Annotated in this window: 22 protein-coding genes; 21 read left to right on the top strand and 1 reads right to left on the bottom strand. The window is 48.0% G+C overall.

Annotation, left to right across the window (positions count from 1 at the left end):
• From trmD to BP95_RS0100870, 10 genes are all read left to right on the top strand, one after another.
• On the top strand, positions 1-801 hold the full coding sequence (gene trmD, locus BP95_RS0100915; RefSeq protein WP_021256576.1) for a tRNA (guanosine(37)-N1)-methyltransferase TrmD: 801 nt from the start codon (positions 1-3) through the stop codon (positions 799-801).
• Between the two features lie 238 nt (positions 802-1,039).
• A complete protein-coding gene (gene thpR, locus BP95_RS0100910; protein WP_021256575.1) occupies positions 1,040-1,621 on the top strand; it encodes an RNA 2',3'-cyclic phosphodiesterase in 582 nt (193 codons plus the stop codon).
• A gap of 173 nt (positions 1,622-1,794) precedes the next feature.
• On the top strand, positions 1,795-3,606 hold the full coding sequence (locus tag BP95_RS0100905; RefSeq protein WP_028531210.1) for a hypothetical protein: 1,812 nt from the start codon (positions 1,795-1,797) through the stop codon (positions 3,604-3,606).
• A gap of 140 nt (positions 3,607-3,746) precedes the next feature.
• On the top strand, positions 3,747-4,088 hold the full coding sequence (rplS, locus tag BP95_RS0100900; protein ID WP_005551919.1) for a 50S ribosomal protein L19: 342 nt from the start codon (positions 3,747-3,749) through the stop codon (positions 4,086-4,088).
• A gap of 121 nt (positions 4,089-4,209) precedes the next feature.
• Positions 4,210-4,836 carry a signal peptidase I gene (gene lepB / locus BP95_RS0100895; RefSeq protein ID WP_021256573.1) on the top strand — a complete coding sequence of 209 codons (627 nt, stop codon included), beginning with the start codon at positions 4,210-4,212 and terminating at the stop codon, positions 4,834-4,836.
• 32 nt (positions 4,837-4,868) lie between these two features.
• Positions 4,869-5,747: a ribosome biogenesis GTPase YlqF gene (ylqF, locus tag BP95_RS0100890; protein ID WP_028531209.1), complete on the top strand. Its 879-nt coding sequence runs from the start codon at positions 4,869-4,871 to the stop codon at positions 5,745-5,747.
• Between the two features lie 143 nt (positions 5,748-5,890).
• A complete protein-coding gene (locus BP95_RS0100885; RefSeq protein ID WP_021256571.1) occupies positions 5,891-6,550 on the top strand; it encodes a ribonuclease HII in 660 nt (219 codons plus the stop codon).
• Positions 6,551-6,682: 132 nt separating this feature from the next.
• A complete protein-coding gene (locus tag BP95_RS0100880) occupies positions 6,683-8,701 on the top strand; it encodes a hypothetical protein (RefSeq protein ID WP_021256570.1) in 2,019 nt (672 codons plus the stop codon).
• Positions 8,698-9,129: an EscU/YscU/HrcU family type III secretion system export apparatus switch protein gene (locus BP95_RS34450; protein WP_021256569.1), complete on the top strand. Its 432-nt coding sequence runs from the start codon at positions 8,698-8,700 to the stop codon at positions 9,127-9,129. Before BP95_RS0100880 ends, BP95_RS34450 begins: the two co-directional genes overlap by 4 nt.
• Positions 9,119-9,598: a YraN family protein gene (locus BP95_RS0100870; protein ID WP_021256568.1), complete on the top strand. Its 480-nt coding sequence runs from the start codon at positions 9,119-9,121 to the stop codon at positions 9,596-9,598. Before BP95_RS34450 ends, BP95_RS0100870 begins: the two co-directional genes overlap by 11 nt.
• Before the next feature lie 9 nt (positions 9,599-9,607).
• On the opposite strand, the gene BP95_RS0100865 is transcribed toward BP95_RS0100870, so the two are convergent.
• Positions 9,608-11,155, bottom strand: a complete 1,548-nt coding sequence (locus BP95_RS0100865) for a YifB family Mg chelatase-like AAA ATPase (protein ID WP_028531207.1) — start codon at positions 11,153-11,155, stop codon at positions 9,608-9,610.
• Between the two features lie 551 nt (positions 11,156-11,706).
• On the opposite strand from BP95_RS0100865, the gene sucC reads away from it, so the two are divergent.
• The 11 genes from sucC to fliF all read left to right on the top strand — a co-directional run bounded on the left by sucC (position 11,707) and on the right by fliF (position 24,035).
• Positions 11,707-12,867 (top strand): ADP-forming succinate--CoA ligase subunit beta, encoded by a 1,161-nt coding sequence (gene sucC, locus BP95_RS0100860; RefSeq protein WP_028531206.1) that lies wholly within the window; start codon positions 11,707-11,709, stop codon positions 12,865-12,867.
• Between the two features lie 25 nt (positions 12,868-12,892).
• Positions 12,893-13,834, top strand: coding sequence for a succinate--CoA ligase subunit alpha (gene sucD / locus BP95_RS0100855; RefSeq protein ID WP_021256565.1), 942 nt, complete (start codon positions 12,893-12,895; stop codon positions 13,832-13,834).
• A 184-nt stretch (positions 13,835-14,018) separates the two neighbouring features.
• A complete protein-coding gene (dprA, locus tag BP95_RS0100850) occupies positions 14,019-15,134 on the top strand; it encodes a DNA-processing protein DprA (protein ID WP_028531205.1) in 1,116 nt (371 codons plus the stop codon).
• Positions 15,135-15,166: 32 nt separating this feature from the next.
• Entirely contained in the window at positions 15,167-17,260 is a 2,094-nt protein-coding gene (gene topA / locus BP95_RS0100845; protein WP_028531204.1) for a type I DNA topoisomerase, read from the top strand.
• A 192-nt stretch (positions 17,261-17,452) separates the two neighbouring features.
• Positions 17,453-18,778, top strand: coding sequence for an FADH(2)-oxidizing methylenetetrahydrofolate--tRNA-(uracil(54)-C(5))-methyltransferase TrmFO (trmFO, locus tag BP95_RS0100840; protein WP_021256562.1), 1,326 nt, complete (start codon positions 17,453-17,455; stop codon positions 18,776-18,778).
• 81 nt (positions 18,779-18,859) lie between these two features.
• Positions 18,860-19,402, top strand: a complete 543-nt coding sequence (hslV, locus tag BP95_RS0100835; protein ID WP_021256561.1) for an ATP-dependent protease subunit HslV — start codon at positions 18,860-18,862, stop codon at positions 19,400-19,402.
• Between the two features lie 33 nt (positions 19,403-19,435).
• Positions 19,436-20,839 carry an ATP-dependent protease ATPase subunit HslU gene (gene hslU / locus BP95_RS0100830; protein WP_021256560.1) on the top strand — a complete coding sequence of 468 codons (1,404 nt, stop codon included), beginning with the start codon at positions 19,436-19,438 and terminating at the stop codon, positions 20,837-20,839.
• A gap of 332 nt (positions 20,840-21,171) precedes the next feature.
• Positions 21,172-21,576: a flagellar basal body rod protein FlgB gene (flgB, locus tag BP95_RS0100825; protein ID WP_021256559.1), complete on the top strand. Its 405-nt coding sequence runs from the start codon at positions 21,172-21,174 to the stop codon at positions 21,574-21,576.
• 9 nt (positions 21,577-21,585) lie between these two features.
• Positions 21,586-22,038, top strand: coding sequence for a flagellar basal body rod protein FlgC (flgC, locus tag BP95_RS0100820; RefSeq protein ID WP_021256558.1), 453 nt, complete (start codon positions 21,586-21,588; stop codon positions 22,036-22,038).
• A 55-nt stretch (positions 22,039-22,093) separates the two neighbouring features.
• On the top strand, positions 22,094-22,408 hold the full coding sequence (gene fliE / locus BP95_RS0100815; RefSeq protein WP_021256557.1) for a flagellar hook-basal body complex protein FliE: 315 nt from the start codon (positions 22,094-22,096) through the stop codon (positions 22,406-22,408).
• Between the two features lie 40 nt (positions 22,409-22,448).
• Positions 22,449-24,035 (top strand): flagellar basal-body MS-ring/collar protein FliF, encoded by a 1,587-nt coding sequence (gene fliF / locus BP95_RS0100810; protein WP_021256556.1) that lies wholly within the window; start codon positions 22,449-22,451, stop codon positions 24,033-24,035.

Raw genomic sequence — 24,035 nt, 5'->3', positions numbered from 1 at the left:
ATGCGTATCGATGTGTTGACCCTTTTCCCAGAGATGTGCGAAGGGGTATTCGGATCCAGTATATTAGGGAAAGCGCGTGAGAATGGACATGTTGTTATTAACACGGTCAACTTCCGCGATTATTCTGATAATAAGCATCAAACTGTTGACGATTATCCGTATGGCGGTGGCGGTGGTATGGTGCTAAAACCGCAGCCGATCTTTGCGGCGGTCGAAGACTTAATGGTGAAGGCAGGCGAAGAGAGGGCTTCAAGAATAGCAGAACCGATGGGTAGTCACGATAAAGCTGCGAAACCACGCGTTATTTTAATGTGCCCGCAAGGAGAGCGTTTCACGCAGAAGAAAGCAGAGGAGCTTTCACAGGAGTCCCATTTAATATTCGTGTGCGGCCATTATGAAGGATATGATGAGCGCATTCGTGAGCACTTGGTGACGGATGAACTATCTATAGGGGACTATGTATTGACAGGCGGTGAATTGCCCGCAATGACCGTGGTTGATTCTGTTGTTCGTCTGCTTCCTGGCGTGCTGGGCAATGAGATGTCTGCTGTAACGGATTCGTTCAGTACAGGACTGCTTGAATATCCGCATTATACCCGTCCTGCACAGTTCCGCGATTGGAAGGTTCCTGATGTACTCATCAGTGGCCATCATGCCAATATAGAGATATGGAGACGCGAACAGGCTCTGAAGCGGACGCTGGAACGGCGTCCTGATTTGCTGGAGCATGTGGAGCTGAGTAAGGACGACCTGAAAATAGTACAACGCTTGAAAAGTGATGCCGAGCGAAGCAACGCTTAATGAGAGCTAACCGGTTCAATGAGTGGATTGGTGAATAGACTGCTCCACCATAAATGACTGAGATTCTATGTACGATGGACATAAAATCTCAGTCTTTTTTTATTGGATTCATTCGTTACGCGTATAAGCCAAATTGCATAACCGTTGTTTACGAAAATAATAAATAATGGGGACAATATTGTTCATAGGTCGCATGTAACATGGGACATCATGAATTCCAATGAAATGAGGCAAAGTTATGAGTAAAAATGAGATCCGTAAGAATGGATTGCGGTTGTTTATTGCGATGCCACTGCCGAAGTCTGCTGTTCAAGTATTGGAAGATTGGTGCACAGCAGGGAAGCAGCGCTGGCAATTTGCAAAATGGGTACACCCGCAGGATCTTCATATTACGCTCCAATTCCTTGGGGCGGTAGATGAGCATGTTATTGAGCGGATTGTACATGTATTGAAGGAGGTGTCCAGAGGGGGCGCTCCAATTGATCTGCAATTCGATGGCGTGGGAAGCTTTGGGACAAAAGAAGCCCCACGTGTGCTATGGGCTGGTCTAGGAGGAGCAATCGACAAACTGCGACAATTGCACCATAGCGTTACAGCCGCTACTTCGCCTTTAGGATTCGAACCGGAGGAACGCCCTTATCGCCCGCATATTACGCTGGCCCGCAAGTATCGCGGAGGGGAAGGTCAGCCCTTCACCATGAACAGCGAACCACTTCCTCCGAATCAATGGACGGGTGAAGAGATCGTGCTGTTCCAGACACATATGAATCAAAGTCCTATGTATGAGCGTTTGCATACTTTTACTCTGGGTCAAGGATAGTCTAATGTACATGTGCTGCAATCATTGGGTCAGGCCTCGTTAATACGACGTCTTGAAAAACAGGTCTATCCTCACGTATATTTTCCAATCTTACACATTTATAATGGAGTCACCATTTTGAGCATGTCGAAAATGGTTGAAAAAGCAATATAAATTGTGAATGGAGGGATATCGTGGAGAGATATGCTTCGCGTATCGGAACGCTGCTGCTTCTGATTACGACCATGTTTTTGGTCGGTTTTTCAAAGCCGGATGATACGCGAAAGGCGACGTGGATATGGCAGGCGGAGAGAATAGAGACAGAATCGGAGCAACTGATTGATTTTGCCAAAAAGAATCGCATTAATGTAATGTATCTGCATATGGATATGACGATTCCAGAAGCATCATATCGGCGCTTTCTGAAGCAGGCAGGTCAAGCAGGAGTTGAAGTGCATGGCTTGGCAGGGCATCCCTTATGGGCTTTGCGTGAATATCGGGACAAGATGATGAAGTTGACAGAGTGGGTTAGCGCTTATAATCAGCATTCTGCTGCGGATGAGCGTTTCAAGGGGCTGCATTTGGATGTTGAGCCCTACGTGCTTCCAGATTGGGGAGATGATCAGCCATCGATCATTCGCTCTTGGACGGCAAATATGAGCGATTGGCTGAATGCTGTCAAGAGCCGCAGCGATTTAGAGCTCAGCGTCGACATGCCGGTATGGTTTGACTCGATCACGGTTCCAGATGCACAAGAGACATCGTTGTCGGAATGGATCATTCGCCGTTTCGATCATGTAACGTTAATGGCGTACCGTCAGCAGATAGAAGGCGGGAACGGAATTTTGGAGCTTGTCCAGAATGAAATAGAGATCGCAGACCGCGTCGGGACACCGATATGGATTGGGGTCAACACGAAGCCAATGAAGGAAGCTCACACTACCTTCTATGATGCGGGTGTGCAGGCAATGGAGTCGGTGTTGAATCAGGTTCAGGAGCGGCTGCGGCATCATACCTCCTTCACAGGAGTTGCCATCCATGATTATCGTTATTGGAATCATATGCTGGAGAGAGATGGCGAACCAGGGGATCCCCCAGGGCCAGAGCCTGACCCAGTTCCAGATCCAAAACCAGATCCAAAACCAGATCCGAATCCTAATCCAGGGGAGATTACTGTCCCGCTGCCGCCTCCAATTGATCGTACAGGAACCATCATTGGAACCTATGTATGGCAAGCAGAGTTAGCGATAAATCAGCCTGATGACATCATTGCATTTGCAAAGGAAAAGGGAATCAACTTTTTGTATGTTCGCTTGGATCTTCAGCAACCGTTTGAAGCGTACCGTGAATTTGTCAAGAAAGCGCATGATGCTGGAATTGAGATGCATGCTATGGGTGGACATCCTGGTTGGGCATTAACAGAGAATCGGCAGCGGATATCGAAGCTCGTTGATTATGTCAAACGCTACAATCGCGCTGTCGCGCCTGAAGAGCGCTTCTATGGCATTCATTTGGATGTAGAGCCTTATGTACTTCCGCAATGGCGCAGTGATAAGGACGAGGTCATTTTACAGTGGGTAGACAATATGGCGTTTTTTGTCGAATCGACCAAGTCTGATTCTCAGCTTGAGACGAGTGTCGATCTCGCAGTGTGGCTGGATCGAACCTTTATTCCGGGGAAGTCGGAACTGTCGGTTAGTGAATGGATGATAGGGCGTATGGATTATGTGACATTGATGGCGTTCCGTAATATGGCTGGGGGCAGCAATGGAATTGTTGCTGTGGTGAAGCAGGAGATGCAGATGGCGGATCGGTTAGGCAAACGTCTCGTAGTTACTGTGGAAATGAAGGAGAGTTTTGAAGGCGCGCATGTTTCTTTTTATGAGAAGGGTGCTGAAGAAATGCTGAAGCAGTTGGACAAGCTTCCAGAGATGCTTGCAGATCACCATTCTTATACCGGTTATGCAGTGCATGCCTATGATTATTGGAAAGAAGCCAAGCCTTGAAAAGGCGCTTGTGTTCTATTCGTTCATATGCTACAATTAATTTCGTTGTTTGGAATACGGTGGTCCTCTGCATACGATGAGGCGAATGCACTAGGCATGCTGAGATGCAAGAACACCTGTGTGGAAGGAGGGAGTCCTAGATGAATATCGTACAAGCGATTACGCAAGAACAGCTTCGCAAGGATATTCCAAGCTTTCGTCCCGGCGATACTTTGAAGGTTTATGTTAAAGTTATCGAGGGATCTCGCGAGCGTATCCAGTTGTTCGAAGGTGTTGTTATTAAGCGTCGTGGTGGCGGAATCAGTGAAACGTTTACTGTTCGTAAAATTTCCTACGGTGTAGGTGTTGAGCGTACGTTCCCGCTTCATACTCCGAAAATCGATAAAATCGAAGTGGCTCGCCGTGGTAAAGTGCGTCGTGCGAAGCTGTACTATCTTCGCAATCTTCGCGGTAAAGCAGCGAGAATCAAAGAAATCCGTTAAGGAACAACCGGGGGGCTTGCTTGACTGCAAGCTCCCTTTTGCTATTTGTATGGATTGGAGTGCGCAATGCGCATGACGTGAACTTCAAATACGCATCCTAGGAGAAAGCGGGGCACAGCGAATGGATCAAAACGACCAATTGATGGAACCGAATACGCCGGAAGAAACGGCTGAAAAGCCGGCCAGCCCGAAGAAAAACGAATTGTTGGAATGGATTAAAGCGATTGCGATAGCTGTTGTCCTTGTCGTTGTCGTAAGATGGTTGCTGTTCGCTCCGTTTATAGTTGATGGTCCTTCGATGGAACCTAACTTCTGGACGGGTGAGAGGCTCATCGTGAATAAGATCTTGTATGAGTTCAGACAGCCTAAGACAGGAGAAGTTGTTGTATTTCACGTTCCACAAGAGAACCGCGATTTAATTAAGCGTGTAATTGGTGTTGCCGGTGATACGATCGAATATCGCGGTGATGATTTGTACGTTAATGGCAAGAAGGTAGAAGAGACGTACATACAAGAAGCAATAGATCAAGCTCATAAAAATGATATGTTATATAATGACCGTAATTTCCCAAGTGATTCGACTCAGCCGAACAAAGTTCCAGAAGGACATATCTTCGTCATGGGTGACCATCGGAGCAACAGTACCGATAGCCGCATGCTCGGATTTATTCCGTTGAAAGATGTCATTGGACGCGCAGACGTCATCTTCTGGCCAATCTCGCATGTTAAGTTGATTCAACATCATTAGTTGAGTTACGGCTGCCAAGGAGGTGGATAGCGATGTCAATCCAATGGTTTCCGGGTCATATGACGCGAGCGCGACGTCAGATCCAGGAGAAGTTAAAACTGATAGATGTAGCGATCGAACTGTTGGACGCGCGCCTGCCTGTGTCGAGCCGCAATCCAATGATTAACGATATACTCAGCAATAAGCCGCGCCTTATTATTCTGAACAAAAGCGATCTTGCAGATCCAGACGTAACGGCGAAGTGGATGAAATATTTCCGCAATGAAGGTCACGCTGTAATTGCTGTCGATGCGTCAACAGGAAGCAATGTATCGCAGATTCCTGAGGCAGCGCGCAAGTTGCTCGAAGAGAAGTTCCAGAAACAAATTGCAAAGGGAATGAAGCCGCGTCCAGTACGTGCATTGATTGTTGGAATTCCAAACGTAGGGAAGTCTACACTCATTAACAAGCTGGCTGGTAGATCGGTAGCTGCAACTGGCGATCGTCCTGGCGTTACTAAGGGTCAGCAATGGATTCGTGTAGGCTCCGAAATGGAACTGCTCGATACACCAGGGATTTTGTGGCCTAAGTTCGAGGATCAGGAAGTAGGTTACCGATTGGCGACAACCGGAGCAATTCGCGAAGAAATATTGAATGTGGAAGATATCGCGTTTTACGCGCTGAAATATGTTGCATCCCATTACTGGGATCGACTGTCTGAGCGGTTCGGCATGACGGACGAAGTCATAGATGTGGACAATCCAGATGAAGTTGTGCGTTTGATGGAGGACATTGGACGCAAGCGCGGGTGCTTAATGGGTGGCGGAAGAGTCGACTTAGAGAAGGCATCTGGCATTATTTTGCGAGAGCTGCGCTCTGGCAAGTTGGGGCGTCTTACGTTCGAAGAGCCTTATTCATTTATGGTGAAATAGCTGTTCGGTAGATATAGGTAGGATGTTTGGAGTATGAGGATAGCGCCGTTAACGCCGGAGTGGTGTACGGCGCTATTTCTTTAGGTACAGCCGTTACTAATATGGCAGTGAAGTAAAGACAGGTTGGGGAGGATCATGTTCGCATGGGGAGAAAGAAGCAGGAGGCAACAGCAGAGCCCGTTGACTTATTAGCTTGGGAACGAGAATATTGGGAACGCAGCGTTCAGCATATTGCAGGTATTGATGAGGTCGGCCGCGGCTGTCTATTTGGTGATGTTGTTGCAGCAGCTGTCATATTGCCGCAAGGTCTTATTATTGATGGGATCAATGATTCGAAGAAGCTGTCGGAGAAGAAGCGCAATGAGCTGTATGACATTATTATAGCAGAAGCGATAGCATGGTCAGTTGCACATGTAGATGCCGCTACTATCGATCAGATTAATATTAAGCAGGCAGCTCGTCGTGCTATGAAAGAAGCAGTTGAAGGGTTGGTGACTCAGCCTGAAGTGCTGTTGGTCGATGCAGAGAAGATAGATTTGCCATATGCACAAGAGGCGATTATTAAAGGTGATGCCAATAGTCAATCGATCGCAGCTGCTTCGATCGTCGCTAAGGTAACGCGTGACCGTCTATGCATTGGCGAATGGAATGACCGCTATCCAGAGTATGGCATAGCCGTTCATAAAGGGTATGGAACGAAGCTGCATCGGGAACAGCTGCTCCTTCATGGGCCAACGCCGATGCATCGCAAGAGCTTCTTGTCCTCCTTATTTCCTGAAGAGGAGCAGTTGACGCTGTTCTAGCACCATCTGATAAACGGTAAGTAATTATCTATTATTCTGTTCTAGTGAACGATGGCTGCGGATAAATACTCATTATTCGTCTGCTCTATGCCGATATATAAGATAGCTATTTGCAGAGGACGTGGGATGGACATGAATATATCACAATTGGTACGAAGTTTGGCTGGGGAGGCGAGACCCGGCGAGCAGCGTTCATTGGAACTAAAAACGGGTCAGGTCGTTCGTGCGACTGTAACGGAAGTGTCTGAAAACGGGCGCGAGGCCGTCGTATCAGTAAATGGTGTTCCTGTACGTGCAGTGCTGGATGCGCCGATGCAGCCAGGGCAAACGACGTGGATGCAGGTACAGGGGCAGCAGTCGGATGGATTGGTTATATTGAAACAGACGGAGGGCCCTTCTGTCGGCACATTGCCATCAATGGAAGAAGCACTCAAGCAATCTGGATTGCCGGATGAAGCATGGGCACGCCGCTTGCTGCAAGATTTACAGCGGGCTGGTTTGCCGCTAACGAAGGAGCTTGCAGCTAAGCTAAGCCAAGCGATGGCCTCGAAACCTCCTGGAGTGGCAGCATCGGAATGGATGCAAGCAGCAGGTCTTGCGCTTCGTCGGCAATTGCCGCTCACAGCAGATACATTAAGCGGTCTGCGGCAAGCACTGTTCGGCAAGCCGCTGACGGATATGCTTGCAGGATTTATGCGCGCTGGGGATGAGTCTCTGGTCTTGGGCAGCGGCTCTCTTGGCAGCAGCGGAGCCAATACTGGCAATGCAGGTACACTGTGGACACAACCGCTGCGCGAGGCACAAACACTCATACGTGCACTGCTTGCAGAGGGACTGCAAACATCAGGTCAGCAGGCTAACGGAGGAGCGGGGGCGGCTGCAATTGCGAATGGTGGCGCCACAAGTGCTCCTAGTGGTCAGTCTTCTGCCTCTCCTATGCCTGAGACACTTAATAGGAGTACTAGCGGCACGAGTATGGATCCGACATCAGCTGTGGGCAGAGGTGTCCAAAATGGAGAACAAGTACGATCTATCTCCCTTCAGAACGGCAATTTGGGCGGAAACGGTGCTTCAGGGACTGCTGGAGCTTCTGGAACATCATCTTCTCCTCAACCGATGGTTCAGAGTGGTGCATGGATTGGTAAAGTCCTTCAATTGCTCGGCGTGTCGCATGAACAGCAGGCTCATCGAGCTGCAGTCATGGAGCTGACTTCACAGCAGCCGCAGCAGACAGTGGGTGAAAATGGACAGCCGGCTGTTGGCGGCGGTGGTAGCACTGCTGCGGCATCAGGCAACTCAAGTGCATCAGGAAGTAGTGGACTAATGGGAAGCGGCAGTGGAAACACAGCACCGCAATTCGGGACTCCCGCACAGTCTGCAGCGGCAACTGTGCATGCTTCAGCATTGGCTGCGGATGATGCAGCAGCGGACAAAGCATCTGTTATGAATGGAGGAACGGGGCGCAGTGCAGCTTCTCAAGAAGTGATGTCTAGCGGGGCAGCAGCGAAGGCAGGGACGGCAGCGGCACCAGTTGTATCAGGGATGGCACAGCTGGATATGAACCACCTGACAGCCAGTGCAACACAGCAGGGAGCGGCAGTTGGAGAGTCGCTGAAGAGTGCCCTCCTTCAATTGCTGCAAGCGGATGGAGTCCCGCATGCACTCCGTGAGGCAGCCCAACAGCTTGTACAGCATGTCACCGGCCAACAGCTGCTGCTCGCGTCTGATCGCCAAGCTCCATTCTCCCATATTACATTGTTTGTCCCGCTTGTAACGCCGGAAGGCAAGCAAACTGCGGCCGTTCACATTCAATCCCGTCAGAGCAAGCGAGGAGAGCTTGATGCGGGCAATTGCCGACTCTGGTTCGATTTGAATATGAAGGTGCTCGGGCGTACGCTCGTAGATGTTCAAGTTGTAGATAATGCGGTTGCATTGCATATCCATCATGCTGATGAACGGCTTGGTGAATGGATGGATGGGTTGCGTGATGAAGCGGAAGAAGCACTGGAGCAAATCGGTTACCAGCTGTCCGCTTTCCGAACACTACCGCTTCCTGAGAAGCGTTCTGATGCAGGGTCAGTGCAATCTCCAGAAATCAGCATGGATGATTATGCCGCGAAGCCTTACAAGGGGGTGGACATGAAGATATGAATAACAAACCGTCTATCCCTCGACCAGCTTCCGTTGAGCCTGTACAGCCACCACCTAACTCGGGAACGAGTTATTGGAATCAGCAAGAAGCACGTCACGGTGTTAGAGAAGAGACGCATGCGTCTGCGAAGGCAGGTGGCGCCACACCACGCAAAAAGGCAGTTGCACTTACTTATAATCCCGAACAAGGGGAAGCCCCAGTTGTTGTAGCTAAGGGACATGGTCAAATAGCTGATCGCATTCTCGAAAAGGCGAAGGAGAGCGGAGTCCCTATTCAAGAGGACGCTTCCTTAGTTGAAGTATTGTCTAAACTAGATATCGATCAGCAAATCCCACCAGCCCTTTATCAATTGGTTGCAGAGGTGCTCTCCTTTGTATATAAAGCGGATCAGCGAGCGGATAAGGGGTGGATCAATCGTGGAACGTAATCATCATGGGAAGGCATCACATAGGAACAATCAACAGATGTCATCAGCTGATGCGGGTAATCCACCTCATATGTCAGGTAGCCGGAAGAGCAGTGTGCCGATGAAGCTTAATCGTCGTGAGCGGGGAACTGAGGCAGAGCAGCTTGCGATTGTTTATTTAGAACGTAGAGGCTACCGCATTATTGATGTGAATTGGCGTTGTAAGTTAGGTGAGATTGATATTGTTGCGAACGATGGCGATGTGTGGGTGTTTGTCGAGGTTAGAAGCCGCACCGCGGGATTGCGTTATGGCGGTGCGGCAGAGGCAATCGATTGGCGCAAGCAGCGCAAGGTGCGAGCAGTGGCAACGGCATATATGCATCGACATCGCTTAGATGAGGTTCATATACGCTTCGATGCAGTAGCGATTACCTACTCGACGGATCATAGAACTCCACCCGACATTGAACTATTTCAGGGAGCATTCTAATCCGTTCATTCAAGCATGATTCCGCTTGTCCAATGTACGGTACTGGATCGCTTCCGCTACGTGTGCAACCTCGATAACTTCACTTCCTTCGATATCCGCGATCGTTCGGGATAGCTTCAAGAGGCGATCATGTGCTCGTGCACTCATGCCTAGCTGATCATAAGCCTGCTGCAGCATATTCTTCGCGTTATCCGACAAGCAGCAGTATGTCTTCAAATAAGAGCCTGAGAGCTCGCTGTTGAATTGGATATTCAGTCCTTCATAGCGCTGAGCTTGTACCCGTTGTGCTCGCATAACCTGCTTGCGCATCTCCTCGGAGCTTAGATTGCTGCTGGACCAATCGGAAATAGGGGAACGAGGTACTTCAACCTGAACATCAATCCGATCGAGCAGGGGGCCTGACAGCTTGTTTCGATATTGCTCAAGTCGTCCATGTGAACAACGACATTCTTCTGTACGGGAACCGGCATATCCACAAGGACATGGATTCATGGAGGCTGCCAGCATGAAGTGAGCAGGGAAACGGAAGACGGCGCGTGCTCTGCCGATGGTAACGCTTCGTTCTTCGAGTGGTTGGCGGAGCACTTCAAGCACTTGGCGCGGGAACTCGGGCAGCTCATCCAAAAAGAGGACGCCACGGTGAGCCAAGCTGATTTCACCTGGTTTCGGGATCGCACCTCCACCAATAAGTCCAGCAGCAGAGATGGAATGATGGGGGGAGCGGAAGGGGCGTGTCATCATTAGACCTATACCATAGTGGCTCCATTTCCCCGATACACTATAGATCTTGGATACCTCGAGCGCTTCAGCTTCATTCAGAAGCGGTAAGATTGTAGGAAGTCTCTTGATAAGCATTGTCTTGCCGGTGCCCGGAGGGCCGCTCAGCAGTACATTATGCATCCCTGCTGCTGCAACGATTAACGCACGTTTGACATGCAGTTGACCGTTTACGTCGGCGTAATCCTCCAAATTCCTTGCTACCGTTTCCTCCTTTTTCATTTCACTACTATCTCTGTCTCTCGCTTCTCGTGAAGCAATCGGCAAGTCATCTACACTGTGGATTTCCCGCAGCTCACTTAGATGGCGGAGCGGGAATACTTGGATTCCTTCTACCAGTAATGCTTCAGCAACATTGTCTGCAGGAACCATAACACGGGTGAACTTTCTTCGGCGCGCTTCGTCAACAAGAGACAGCACACCTGGAACCGCACGGGTAGAACCATCGAGTGCCAGCTCTCCAATGAGGAGCATATCCTCAAATGGCTGGTTTGGAATCTGTCCGCTCGTACATAACAGTCCTATCGCCATGGCGATGTCGAATGATGTCCCTTCCTTGCGCAGATCAGCAGGTGCCAAATTAATCGTGATCCGCTCTAGTGGGAACTTCCAGCCGCAATTGCGAACAGCGGCTCGCACTCGTTCAATGGATTCGCGAATGGCGGCATCGGGGAGGCCAACAATCGTCACCTGAGGTAGCCCGGGCGAAATATCAATTTCCACATGAATGAGTCTTCCTTCTACGCCGTACACAGAAGCACCCCATAAATTTCCGTACACAAAAAAACACCTCTCAATCGTTATTCTCAGCCGAAAACTGGAATACGAGGGAAAGGTGCTTCCTTATCTACACTCGTTATATAACTATAGCGTCTACGATAGCATTTATCAAAAAATCCGTAATTGCAATCTCCTCAATCTACTAATCTCCTTAATCTACCTAATATATTGGAACAGGCTTCTTGCAAGCAGATTAGGCGCAGGTAATAATTATTATAGCTGTAGGCAGTACTTGCGTCAATTTCGGCGGCGATTTCGAAGAGTTGTTCCCTATTAATCTCAAAATGAGATGATATCAATATCAAAAAAATGTACGTTCTTGACGAAAATGAGAGGAAAGCGTTTTAAAATCATGATACAATGTGTTCGGATTGTATATATTTTCCGTTATTGTGAGTAGCGGTGGCGAAGCGGCGGAAGCGGTTCCCCAATTTCACGGACGCGCCGCGAGGTGTAGTAACAGGAGCTAACTCATTATGCTTCTGCCCTACAACCTCGGCTTCGAATCGGAATAAGCCCATGAGGCTAACGATCGGATAGGGGGATGCACGATGAATATTCATGAGTATCAAGGCAAAAGTGTATTGAAGCAATATGGCGTTGCTGTTCCAGAAGGGAAGGTTGCTTTTACGGTGGATGAAGCCGTCCAGGCAGCTGAAGAATTGGGCACTCCCATTGTTGTCGTCAAGGCGCAAATTCATGCAGGCGGCCGTGGTAAAGCGGGCGGAGTGAAGATAGCGAAGAGCTTAGATGACGTGCGTACATATGCGACGGAATTGCTTGGCAAAGTGCTCGTGACGCATCAAACAGGTCCGGATGGCAAGGAAGTAAAGCGTCTGTTGATTGAACAGGGCTGCGACATTAAGAAGGAATATTACATTGGTGTAGTTGTTGATCGTGGTACAGGTCGCGTCGTGATGATGGCGTCTGAAGAAGGCGGCACGGAAATTGAAGAGGTTGCTGCAGCAACACCGGAGAAGATCGTGAAGGAAGTAATCGATCCTGCGGTCGGTCTGCAAGTCTTCCAAGCGCGCAAGCTCGCATATGCAATCAATATTCCTGCTGAACTGGTCAACAAGGCTGTTAAATTTATGGTTGCCCTGTACCAAGCATTCGTTGAGAAGGATTGCTCGATTGCAGAAATCAACCCACTCGTTATAACAGGTGAAGGCGAAGTTATGGCTTTGGATGCGAAGCTGAACTTTGACTCTAATGCACTGTATCGCCATAAGGACATTCAAGCACTGCGCGATTTGGATGAAGAAGACGAGAAGGAAATCGAAGCATCCAAGTTCGATTTGAGCTATATCGCCCTCGACGGCAACATCGGTTGTATGGTTAACGGTGCAGGTCTTGCGATGTCCACGATGGATATCATTAAATATTACGGTGGAGAGCCGGCTAACTTCCTAGATGTAGGGGGCGGCGCTACAACGGAGAAAGTAACAGAAGCATTCAAGATCATTTTGTCGGATGAAAATGTAAAAGGCATATTTGTAAACATCTTCGGCGGTATTATGCGTTGTGATGTCATTGCAAACGGTGTTGTTGAAGCTGCGAAGCAAATTGGTCTTGATCGGCCGCTCGTCGTCCGTCTGGAAGGTACGAACGTGGAGATCGGCAAGCGCATTCTGAATGAATCCGGATTGAATATTGTTGCAGCCGATTCGATGGCAGACGGTGCGCAGAAAATTGTCGCTTTGGTTCAATAATTCACGGACGAGAGGATGAGAGTCAATGAGTATCTTAATTGATAAACATACCAAGATTATTACACAAAATATGACGGGTGCTACAGGCATGTTCCATACAAAGGGCGGGCTTGAGTATGGCTCACAGATGGTAGCAGGCGCTGTCCCTGGCAAAGGCGGAACTACGGTTGACATTACGCTTGATAACGGTGAAGTGGTTACACTTCCTGTTTACAATACGGTAGTGGAAGCCAAGAATGCAACAGACGCAACAGCGAGTGTTATTTATGTGCCGCCAGCATTTGCAGCAGATGCGATTATGGAAGCAGTAGATGCCGATCTAGATCTGGTTATCTGTATTACAGAGGGTATTCCTGTATTGGATATGGTCAAGGTTAAGCGCTACATGGAAGGCAAGCGCACACGTCTTATCGGTCCGAACTGCCCGGGTGTCATCACACCAGGACAATGCAAGATCGGTATTATGCCGGGATATATTCATGCACCAGGTCATGTAGGCGTCGTATCCCGAAGTGGAACACTCACATATGAGGCTGTTCATCAATTAACAACGCGCGGCATCGGCCAATCTACTGCAGTTGGCATTGGTGGTGACCCGGTCAAAGGCTCTGAATTCATTGATATCTTGCATCTGTTCAATGAAGATCCAGATACACATGCTGTTATCATGATCGGTGAGATCGGTGGTACAGCTGAAGAAGAAGCAGCAGAGTGGATTCGTGATAACATGAAGAAGCCGGTAGTAGGTTTCATCGGCGGAGCGACAGCACCTGCAGGCAAGCGTATGGGTCACGCAGGCGCCATTATTTCAGGAGGCAAGGGAACTGCTGCTGAGAAGATTGCTACGCTGGAGGCTTGTGGTGTAAGAGTTGCGCCTACTCCTTCGGAAATGGGCAGCACGCTTGTTGCTGTACTTGAAGAGCGTGGAATGCTTGAGTCCTGCACGACGCATGTTGTGAATTCCTAATATTCAAAAGGTAAGCAACCTTTATTGCACGGAAACGTGTATAAAGGTTGCTTTTTTTTATTTTGTTAGCAAATTAAAGTTCTATGAATTTCAAAAACAATGGGTTGACACTTGCAATCTGTTAATATCTCAAGCAAAATAAGGGAAGCGGATTCGCGCTTCTCTAATGAAGGGAAAGAATGCGATGAGCAGATGGACTGAACGTCACATTTTATTTGCACTACATGAAGCAGAAGGAATTGGATGGCACACTATTCGTGACTTAATGGATAGAATAGGGCTATTGGGGCTGCCATGCTGGTTCGATCGATCTTCCTCGCAGTGGCAGGAATCTGGATTGAAGCCGAATGTGGCTGACAAGCTAGCTGCACAGTTTCGTTCCGACCGTCTCGAGCAGCGACTTGAGCTCACGAAGCGCAGCGGCATTGAATGGATAACGGCGCTTGATGAACAGTACCCATTATTATTGAAGGAAATCCCTCAATATCCTTGGGTGTTATATGGTAGAGGAGATTGGAAATGCCTCGGGGAAGCTTCCGTTAGTATCGTAGGTACACGAATGCCTACGTCATATGGCAAGAAGGTCGCAGCTACACTAGGGGAGCAGCTAGGACATATAGGGCTGCATGTGGTTAGCGGGCTAGCGAGAGGGATAGATGCATCCAGTCATGAAGGCGCTCTCAAGTATGGCAGAACGGTTGCAGTCATGGGGACGTCATTTGACCGAGTGTATCCACCCGAGAATCGAAGCTTGGCAGGAAGAATTGTAGAGAACGGAATTGTCATTACCGAGTATCCGCTCGGCATGAAGACGCACCCGGGAATGTTCCCACTTCGGAATCGAATTATTGCGGGGTTGTCTCTGGGAACAGTTGTTGTAGAGGCCAATTTGCGCAGTGGCGCCTTAATTACGGCGGACATGGCGTTAGAGTCGAATCGCGAAGTATTTGCCGTTCCTGGTCCGATTACATCTCCGAAGTCGGCAGGGACGTTGAAATTGCTGTACGAAGGCTCGGCTAAATTAGTTCGTTCGGCTAGTGATATTGTGGAAGAATTCAAAGGTTGGTTGACAACAATCCCTTCGTCGTACAATAATGAAACGGTCGACGCTATTGGGGAACAACCCCTAACTGATGAAGAGAAGCGCATTTATAAGCTCATTTGTGATCAAGACAGTACAATCGATGACTTAATGCAGCGCAGCAGTTCGACATTTGCGCAACTCCATGAAGTTTTGTTATCCTTACAATTAAAAAAACGAATCCGAGAAGGCCCGGGGGCCGTATATAGCTCGGAATGATAGTGCAGTATGCTGGAGAGGAGGATGCGCCTGTGGCGGATTCACTAGTAATTGTCGAGTCACCTGCGAAGGCCAAGACAATTGGAAAGTATTTAGGAAGCAAGTATATAGTGAAAGCATCAATGGGGCATGTTCGCGATTTGCCGAAGAGTCAAATTGGCGTTGAGATCGAGGACAATTTTGCACCCAAGTATATAACGATTCGCGGTAAAGGCAGCGTCCTGAAAGAATTGAAGGATGCTCGGAAAAAAGTAAAAAAAGTGTATCTCGCAGCTGACCCCGATCGTGAAGGAGAAGCGATTGCTTGGCATTTAGCACACGCTCTCGAATTGGATCAGTCAGAAGCTTGCCGAGTCGTATTTAATGAAATTACGAAGCAAGCGGTGAAGGATGCGTTCAAAACCCCGCGTCAAATCAATATGGACCTCGTTCATGCACAGCAAGCGAGACGTATCCTTGACCGTTTGGTCGGTTATAAGATAAGTCCGCTTTTGTGGAAGAAGGTGAAGAAAGGATTGTCGGCCGGACGCGTACAGTCCGTGTCCGTCAAACTGATCATCGACCGGGAAAATGAAATTAGCGCGTTCATTCCGGAAGAGTATTGGACGATTACAGCACGCTTGAACATGGGCAAGTCTTCATTCGATGCGAAGTTCTACAGTATCAATGGGGAGAAGAGAGAGCTTACGAGCGAAGCTGAAGTAAATGAAATTCTTCAAGCAATTAAGGGCAATTCATTTGTCGTCAGCGAAGTGAAAGAGAGAGAGCGTCTACGTCATCCTTCGCCTCCGTTTACGACAAGCTCCTTGCAGCAGGAGGCTGCCCGCAAATTGAATTTCCGTGCGGCGAAGACGATGTCTGTTGCACAGCAATTATATGAAGGGGTCGACCTTGGCAAAGAGGGAACGGTAGGTCTCATTACGTATATGCGTACGGACTCTACGCGTATTTCCCAGACAGCACAGGAAGAAGCGGGAGAGTTCATTAAGGGTCATTACGGCGATGAGTATATGCCTGAGACTCCGCGTCAATATGTGAAGAAAAATGCGAATGCGCAGGATGCGCATGAAGCGATCAGACCTACATCCATAATGCGAACTCCTGACGAGATGAAGTCCTTCTTGAGCCGGGATCAGTTCCGCCTATACAAGCTGGTATGGGAACGGTTCGTGGCAAGCCAGATGACATCTGCCATTATGGATACGATGACCGTAGATATTAAGGTTGGAGAAACGATGTTCCGTGCGAACGGATCTAAAATCCGCTTCCCTGGCTTTATGAAGGTATATGTGGAGGGCAACGACGATGGCACGGTTGAGGATGACAAGTTTCTGCCTCCGCTCACTGTTGGAGACAGCATGCAGACCGAACAGATTGAGCCGAAGCAGCATTTTACACAGCCGCCACCGCGTTATACAGAAGCTCGACTGGTCAAGACGCTAGAGGAGCTTGGAATCGGACGGCCGAGTACATACGCGCCAACACTGGAGACAATTCAGAAGCGCGGATATGTAGCGATTGAAGAGAAGAAGTTCGTCCCAACAGAATTGGGAGAGCTGATCATTCAACTCATGGAAGAGTTCTTCCCAGAAATTTTGGATGTCGAATTTACCGCTCACATGGAAGAGGATTTAGACCATGTCGGTGAAGGACAGCAGGATTGGGTCAAGGTACTTGCGGATTTCTATGAATCCTTCGAGAAACGACTGCTTGTAGCGGAAGAGGAAATGAAGGAAATCGAAATCGAGGATGAAGTGTCCGATGAGATTTGTGAGAAATGCGGACGTCATTTTGTATACAAGATGGGTCGGTTCGGTAAATTCCTGGCATGCTCAGGCTTCCCGGATTGCCGCAATACACGCCCGATTGTAAAAGATACCGGTGTTACTTGTCCGAAGTGCCACGAAGGCAAGCTCGTTGAGCGCCGCAGTAAGAAGGGACGTGTCTTCTATGGATGCGACCGCTACCCAGAATGCGATAATGTGATGTGGGATCGCCCTTCTGCTAAGCCTTGTCCTTCGTGCGGAAGCTTGATGATTGAGAAACGGAGCAAGCAAGGAACGAAGCTAATCTGCACAAGCTGTGATCATAATGAGCAGGTGCAAGAAGATTCAGATGATGAATAAGGAGCTGCTGGCATACACATAAATGAACGTGACCATGCTGTGGGATGTCAGGCTTCGCTGCTGTAATTCTTGTGCTATCTTCACAAGTTTACAGTCTGAATTACGATAATAAAGGTTAGCTCTGCATCGCGGCTGCTTATTCAAGGAGCCGCGATCAGTGCTTTTGCATACAACTGAGGGGGATATCAACAAATGAATCAGCCTAGAGTAACCGTCATTGGTGCAGGATTGGCGGGGAGCGAGGCGGCATGGCAAATTGCACAGCAAGGCGTGCCTGTCACACTATATGAAATGAGACCTGTCAAACAGACTCCAGCTCACCATAGCGGACGGTTTGCTGAACTGGTGTGCAGCAACTCGCTGCGAGCAAATGGATTGAGCAATGCAGTAGGTGTATTGAAGGAAGAAATGCGCTACATGAACTCATTGATTATGAGCGCAGCTGATAAACATGCTGTACCAGCAGGTGGAGCATTGGCGGTTGACCGTGAAGGCTTCTCGGATGAGATTACGAACACGCTGAAGGAGCATCCGCTAGTTGAGGTGCGCAACGAGGAAGTTGCGGATATTCCTGAAGATGGTATTACTGTCATTGCGACAGGTCCTTTGACATCCGAATCGTTATCCGCACGTATTAAAGAATTGATGGGTGAGGAGTACTTCTACTTCTACGATGCGGCAGCGCCTATCATTGATAAAGATACAATCGATATGAACAAGGTATATTTGGCTTCTCGTTATGATAAGGGTGAAGCTGCATATTTGAATTGCCCAATGAATGAAGAAGAGTTCAATGCGTTCTACGAGGCGATTATTACAGCAGAGAAAGCTGAACTGAAGACATTCGAGAAGGAAGTTTACTTTGAGGGCTGCATGCCGATTGAGGTCATGATGAGCCGCGGCAAACAGACAGCTCTGTTCGGGCCAATGAAGCCAGTAGGTTTAGTTGATCCGAATACAGGCAAGACGCCGTTTGCTGTTATTCAGCTTCGTCAGGATAATGCAGCAGGCACACTGTACAATATGGTTGGCTTCCAGACTCACTTGAAATGGGGAGAACAGAAGCGGGTGTTCCGCATGATTCCTGGTTTGGAGCAAGCCGAATTTGTACGTTATGGTGTTATGCACCGCAATACGTTCGTTAACTCACCGAAGCTGCTCGAACCAACTTATCAATTCAAGGGCCGACCATCCTTGTTCTTTGCTGGTCAGATGACAGGGGTAGAAGGTTATGTGGAATCTGCAGCATCGGGATTGATTGCAGGATTGAATGCAGCACGGTATGCGGCGGGCAATTCATGTCTTGTATTGCCGCAGCAAACGACATTAGGAAGCATGGCGAATTACATTACCACTGCGGACTTTAAACATTTCCAACCTATGAATGCGAACTTTGGCTTGTTCCCGCCGCTGGAGACTCGTATTCGCAACAAAAAAGAAAAGAACGAAGCCATCGCACATCGTGCGCTTGATACGCTGCGTGCATTTCAGGAAGAGCATGGCATCCACATCAAATAATTGGTGAAGCGTAAGGAAGCAGCGGCCGTTTTGTGCATGTCTGGTTCCTTTGCGCGTTCATAAGGCAGGAGGCTTGGTAGAGTGGAATATTCATTTCATGCAACAACGATTTGTGCGGTAAGACATAATGGTGCAGCTGCGATTGCAGGCGACGGCCAGGTGACCTTTGGCAACAACATGGTGATGAAGCAGCACGCACGCAAGGTTCGCCGCTTATATCGCGGTCAGGTAGTCGCTGGATTTGCAGGCTCGGTAGCGGATGCGATTACATTGTTCGAGAAGTTCGAAGGCAAGCTGGAGGAGCATCACGGCAATCTGCAGCGCGCAGCAGTCGAGCTTGCGAAGGACTGGCGTCAAGATCGTGTGCTTCGCAAATTAGAAGCATTGATGATTGTAATGGATGCGACCCATATGCTGCTCATTTCGGGCGGGGGAGAGATTATTGAGCCTGATGACGATGTCATCGCAATCGGATCTGGTGGATCATTTGCACTTGCTGCTGGACGCGCTTTGAAACGACATTCTCCGAATATGACAGCCAAAGAAATGGCGGAAGCTTCACTTCAGATTGCAAGTGAAATCTGTGTATATACGAATGACAATATTGTGGTTGAACAAATTTAATAGCCGTATGGCAGCCGGAGCGGAGGGATAGTAATGAATCAGCAAGCGTGGACACCGCGACAAATCGTTACTGAATTGGATAAGTATATTGTTGGTCAGAAGAATGCGAAGCGTGCCGTTGCGATTGCACTGCGCAACCGATATCGCCGTGGACTGCTTGATGAGAGCATCCAAGATGAGATCGTTCCGAAAAATATCTTAATGATCGGGCCTACAGGTGTGGGGAAGACGGAAATTGCCCGTCGCCTGGCTAAGCTTGTTCATGCGCCATTTGTTAAAGTGGAGGCGACGAAATTCACCGAAGTAGGTTATGTCGGTCGAGATGTCGAATCCATGGTTCGAGATCTGGTAGAAACATCGATTCGAATGGTGAAGCTGGAGCGTACAGAGAAGGTGAAGGACAAAGCAGAGGAAATGGCAAACGAGCGTATTGTCGAATTGCTAGTCCCTACACCTCAATCGAATAAGAATGGCCGTAACCCGTTTGAGATGTTGTTCGGCCAGAGCAACAACCAGGAACAGGCAAATCCTGAGAAAGAGCCAGACCCAGGCATCCAAGAGAAGCGCCGCAAAGTACGTTTCGAATTGTTGTCTGGACAGCTCGAGAACGATATGATTGAAATCGACGTGGAAGAGAATACACCGAGCATGCTTGATTTCCTGTCTGGCCAAGGTAATGAGCAGATGGGCATGAACATGCAGGAGATGTTCGGCAATCTGCTGCCTAAGCGCATGAAGAAGCGCAAGCTGACGATTAAGGAAGCACGCAAAGTTTTAACACAAGAAGAAGCGGGTAAGTTAATTGATATGGACGATGTTACTCAGGAGTCCATTCGACGTGCAGAGCAATCCGGCATCATCTTCATTGATGAGATCGACAAGATTGCTTCCAGCGGACGGGGAGGTTCTGGCCCGGATGTATCCAGAGAAGGGGTACAGCGAGACATTTTGCCGATCGTAGAAGGCTCAACCATTATGACCAAGTATGGGCCTGTAAAAACAGACTATGTGTTGTTTATTTCAGCAGGTGCCTTCCATATCGCCAAGCCGTCTGATCTTATTCCCGAATTGCAGGGACGATTCCCGATTCGTGTCGAATTGAACAATCTGTCGCTGGATGACTTCGTGTCCATCTTGACGGAGCCGAAAAACGCATTGACGAAGCAATATGTCGAATTATTGAAGACAGAGAATATTGAAATACAATTTTCGGATGAAGCAATCCGGGAGATTGCCAATATTGCTGCAACGGTGAATCAGAACATGGAGAATATCGGGGCAAGACGCCTTCATACGATCATGGAGAAGCTGCTCGAAGACTTGTCTTTCGAGGCGCCAGAGCTGACATTGGAGACATTTCAGATTACACCGGAATATGTACGTGAAAAACTAGCAGATATTTCTCAGAACCGGGACTTGAGCCAATATATATTGTAGTATAATCCGACAAAGTGTGACAATTGTTATTGAGATATAGACCAGTCAAAATGTTCGACAAACTATTTAGAAAAAGCCCTGACTTTCGGACGAAAGATAGGGCTTTTTTCTTATTGTGTTATAACCCAAAGTTTAAGATGATAGGTATGGCGTTAATTATCTTCTTCTGTCATAAAATTAACAAATTGAATGAATAATCGCGAATCATGCACATGCGTCCTTCGACTTATGCACAAAAACAAATATTTTGTCGAAAAAAAGAAGGAGAAACGTCAAAGTAAATGGTATAGTAATATAGTCAAAATTTTAAACAACGAAAAGGAGGGGTTATTGTGGATTTATTGAATGGCGTTCATATGTCGCGCCTGGAAGGTGCCATTCAAACTTCTGTAGCGAGGCAGAATGCGATTTCAAATAATATTGCGAATGTCGATACGCCATATTTTAAGCGTTCGGAAGTGCAATTTGAATCTCTCCTGAGAGATCAGATGGAGGGCGGGTCTCTGGTAGGTCGCCGAACGAATGAAAAGCACTTTTATATTGGGCCTTCTCAATCAACGCCGTCCATGCAGGTGATTCGCGACCAAGCTACCGTGATGGGCAATAATCGCAACAACGTCGACATGGATCGGGAAATGACGATGCAGGCGGAAAACCAGTTGCGCTACAACACCTTTATACAGCAGCTTAACCATCATATTAATATGATGCGAACATCAATGGATGTTAGGAGGTAATCGATAGTTATGAAGATTAGCAACAGTTTTCAAATTAGCTCGTCCGGTTTAACCGCTCAAAGATTGCGCATGGATGTCATCTCCTCCAATATCGCGAATGCGGAGACGACGCGTGCACAGTATGTGAACGGGAAGTTCGTACCTTACACTCGCAAGGTTGTCGTCATGTCACCGACAGAGCCGACTTTTCAACAATCCTTTGAAGCTGCGATGAAGGGTGAGCCGACATCAAGAGGGGTTAAGGTATCCCAAATTAAAGCGGATAATTCGGCCTTCAAGATCGCATACAATCCGACACATCCGGATGCAGATGAGAATGGTTATGTAACGATGCCTAACGTCGACATAGCGAAGGAAATGGTCGATATGATCTCAGCAACTCGATCATATGAGGCGAATGTGACAGCACTCAATGCTTCCAAATCGATGGTTATGAAGGCGCTCGAGATCGGCAAGGGATAATTTCGCTATTTTTCGACAAAAATCTGCCGAACCATTCGGATAAGGAGGGAAAAGAGTGATTCAGAATACAATGCTCCCAATACATATGGCTCAGCCGGCCACGTCTTCTACGGCCGCAGCAGGGCTGAAGCAGAATTCACCAGCAGAAGTGACAAAGTCTTTCGGCACTTTCTTTGCAGATGCACTCCAGCAACTTGAAGGACAAGAGCAGCAAGTCCAGACGATGAATGACAAGTTTATACTGGGTGAAGTTGATGTCGATCAACTCATGATCGCCTCAGAGCGTGCGCTACTCGGCATGCAGCTGACTACTCAAGTGCGCAATAAGGTCGTTGAAGCGTATCAGGATATTATGCGCATGCAGTTATAACAGCGTGATGTCTTACATAGTTTGGGTGGGGTGACGTGAAGTGAATGAAAAAGTGACCCAATATCGTGATAAAGCGTCTCGATATTGGAATCAATTCAGCAAGAAACAAAAGGCATTGCTGTTGTCGACAATTGGCCTTGTACTCGTAGCTGCAGTTATCATGACGTATTTATTTTCGAAAACCGAGTATGAACTCGCATTTCGCGATTTGAACGCAAATGATGCGGCTGGCATCATTGAGTATCTAAATTCAAACAACATTCCGTATCAATTAAGTTCCAATGGAAGCCAAATATCTGTCCCAAGCACCTCAGCTGCAAAAGTTAAGGTGGATGTTGGTGCGCAAGGGATTGTGAAGAATGGCTCGATCGGCTTCGAATCATTCGGCGCTGACGGGCTAATGAGCGGAATGACCGACAATGTATTTGACGTGCGTTATAAGAACGCATTGAACGGAGAAGTCGAACGGTTACTGCGTCAAATGCAAGGCGTTCAGGATGCAAAAGTAATCGTCAATTTGCCTAAAGAGACGGTATTTGCTACACCGGATCAAGAACAAGCATCGGCATCCATCGTGCTTAGCTTTAAAGGCGGCTATCAGCCGAACCAGGCAGAAGTTGATGGATATTTCAATTTGGTGAAGACAGCTGTGCCGCATTTGCCGATTGAAAATATTACGATTTCTAGCAATGAAAGTATGTTCTTCGCTTCGGGTTCAGTCGGCGGTAATGGTAAAAACGCGCTCGGTGAAGTCGATGAGCAACTCAAAATTCAGCGTAAGTATGAAAACGATATTCGCATGACCGTTCAGCAGTTCCTTAATGGCCAATTTCCGGCTGACAAGGTTCATATCCTTGTCTCTGCCAAATTGAATTTCGACAAAATTCACAAGAAAGAAGATCTTGTCGAGCCTGTAAATAAGGAAGAGATGAAAGGAATTGAAATTAGCGTACAGGAAATGCAGGAATCCCATACAGGTAAAGGTTCACCTGAAAGTGGTGTTGCTGGCGTTGGCGATGGAGAAGTAACGAATTATCCTTCTGCATCTAACGGCGGAGAGACGAACTCCGAGAAATCCCAACGCACGACCAATTACGATGTGAATCGGATATCGAACACGATTGAAGCAAGTCCATATGCTGTTAAAGATTTAACCATTCATGCAGCAATCGACTCAGATCAAATGCAACAAGATCGAGTGCAGCAAGTCGAAAAGGTGCTGCGCAGTATTGTTGCCACTCAATTGAGAGATTCAGGTGTTACATATACAGACGTTGATCTGACGCAAAAAGTTTCTGTTATGACTCAAAATGGTTCTAAAGATGGAGTCGTGTCGGACAATCAGTCGATTCCGAACTGGGTATGGTATGGCGCGGGTGCGCTTGGATTACTAGCTGTGGCAGGAGGAATTACCTACGCGGTCGTCCGCAAACGCAGACAAGAAGAGGAAGAAGAATATTACGAGACCGAAATGTCTGGTCCGTCTCAACTCGAACTTCCTTCTATTGACTTAGAGAATTTGACTGGCGAGCATCAGGTACGCAAACAGCTGGAATCGCTAGCGAAGAAGAAACCGGATGAATTTGTTAAATTGCTGCGCACATGGCTAGTAGAGGAATCGAGGTGA

This window comes from Paenibacillus sp. UNC217MF, from assembly GCF_000686865.1.
Classification (GTDB): Bacteria; Bacillota; Bacilli; order Paenibacillales; family Paenibacillaceae; genus Paenibacillus_B; species Paenibacillus_B suaedae.
This window is presented reverse-complemented; position numbering and strand designations above follow the sequence as displayed.

Coding starts and splice junctions, on each gene's coding strand:
- thpR (WP_021256575.1), top strand. CDS start 1,040: ATGAGTAAAAATGAGATCCGTAAGAATGGATTGCGGTTGTTTATTGCG.
- sucC (WP_028531206.1), top strand. CDS start 11,707: ATGAATATTCATGAGTATCAAGGCAAAAGTGTATTGAAGCAATATGGC.
- trmD (WP_021256576.1), top strand. CDS start 1: ATGCGTATCGATGTGTTGACCCTTTTCCCAGAGATGTGCGAAGGGGTA.
- BP95_RS34450 (WP_021256569.1), top strand. CDS start 8,698: ATGAATAACAAACCGTCTATCCCTCGACCAGCTTCCGTTGAGCCTGTA.
- lepB (WP_021256573.1), top strand. CDS start 4,210: ATGGATCAAAACGACCAATTGATGGAACCGAATACGCCGGAAGAAACG.
- hslU (WP_021256560.1), top strand. CDS start 19,436: ATGAATCAGCAAGCGTGGACACCGCGACAAATCGTTACTGAATTGGAT.
- dprA (WP_028531205.1), top strand. CDS start 14,019: ATGAGCAGATGGACTGAACGTCACATTTTATTTGCACTACATGAAGCA.
- trmFO (WP_021256562.1), top strand. CDS start 17,453: ATGAATCAGCCTAGAGTAACCGTCATTGGTGCAGGATTGGCGGGGAGC.
- rplS (WP_005551919.1), top strand. CDS start 3,747: ATGAATATCGTACAAGCGATTACGCAAGAACAGCTTCGCAAGGATATT.
- ylqF (WP_028531209.1), top strand. CDS start 4,869: ATGTCAATCCAATGGTTTCCGGGTCATATGACGCGAGCGCGACGTCAG.
- BP95_RS0100885 (WP_021256571.1), top strand. CDS start 5,891: ATGGGGAGAAAGAAGCAGGAGGCAACAGCAGAGCCCGTTGACTTATTA.
- flgC (WP_021256558.1), top strand. CDS start 21,586: ATGAAGATTAGCAACAGTTTTCAAATTAGCTCGTCCGGTTTAACCGCT.
- sucD (WP_021256565.1), top strand. CDS start 12,893: ATGAGTATCTTAATTGATAAACATACCAAGATTATTACACAAAATATG.
- BP95_RS0100880 (WP_021256570.1), top strand. CDS start 6,683: ATGAATATATCACAATTGGTACGAAGTTTGGCTGGGGAGGCGAGACCC.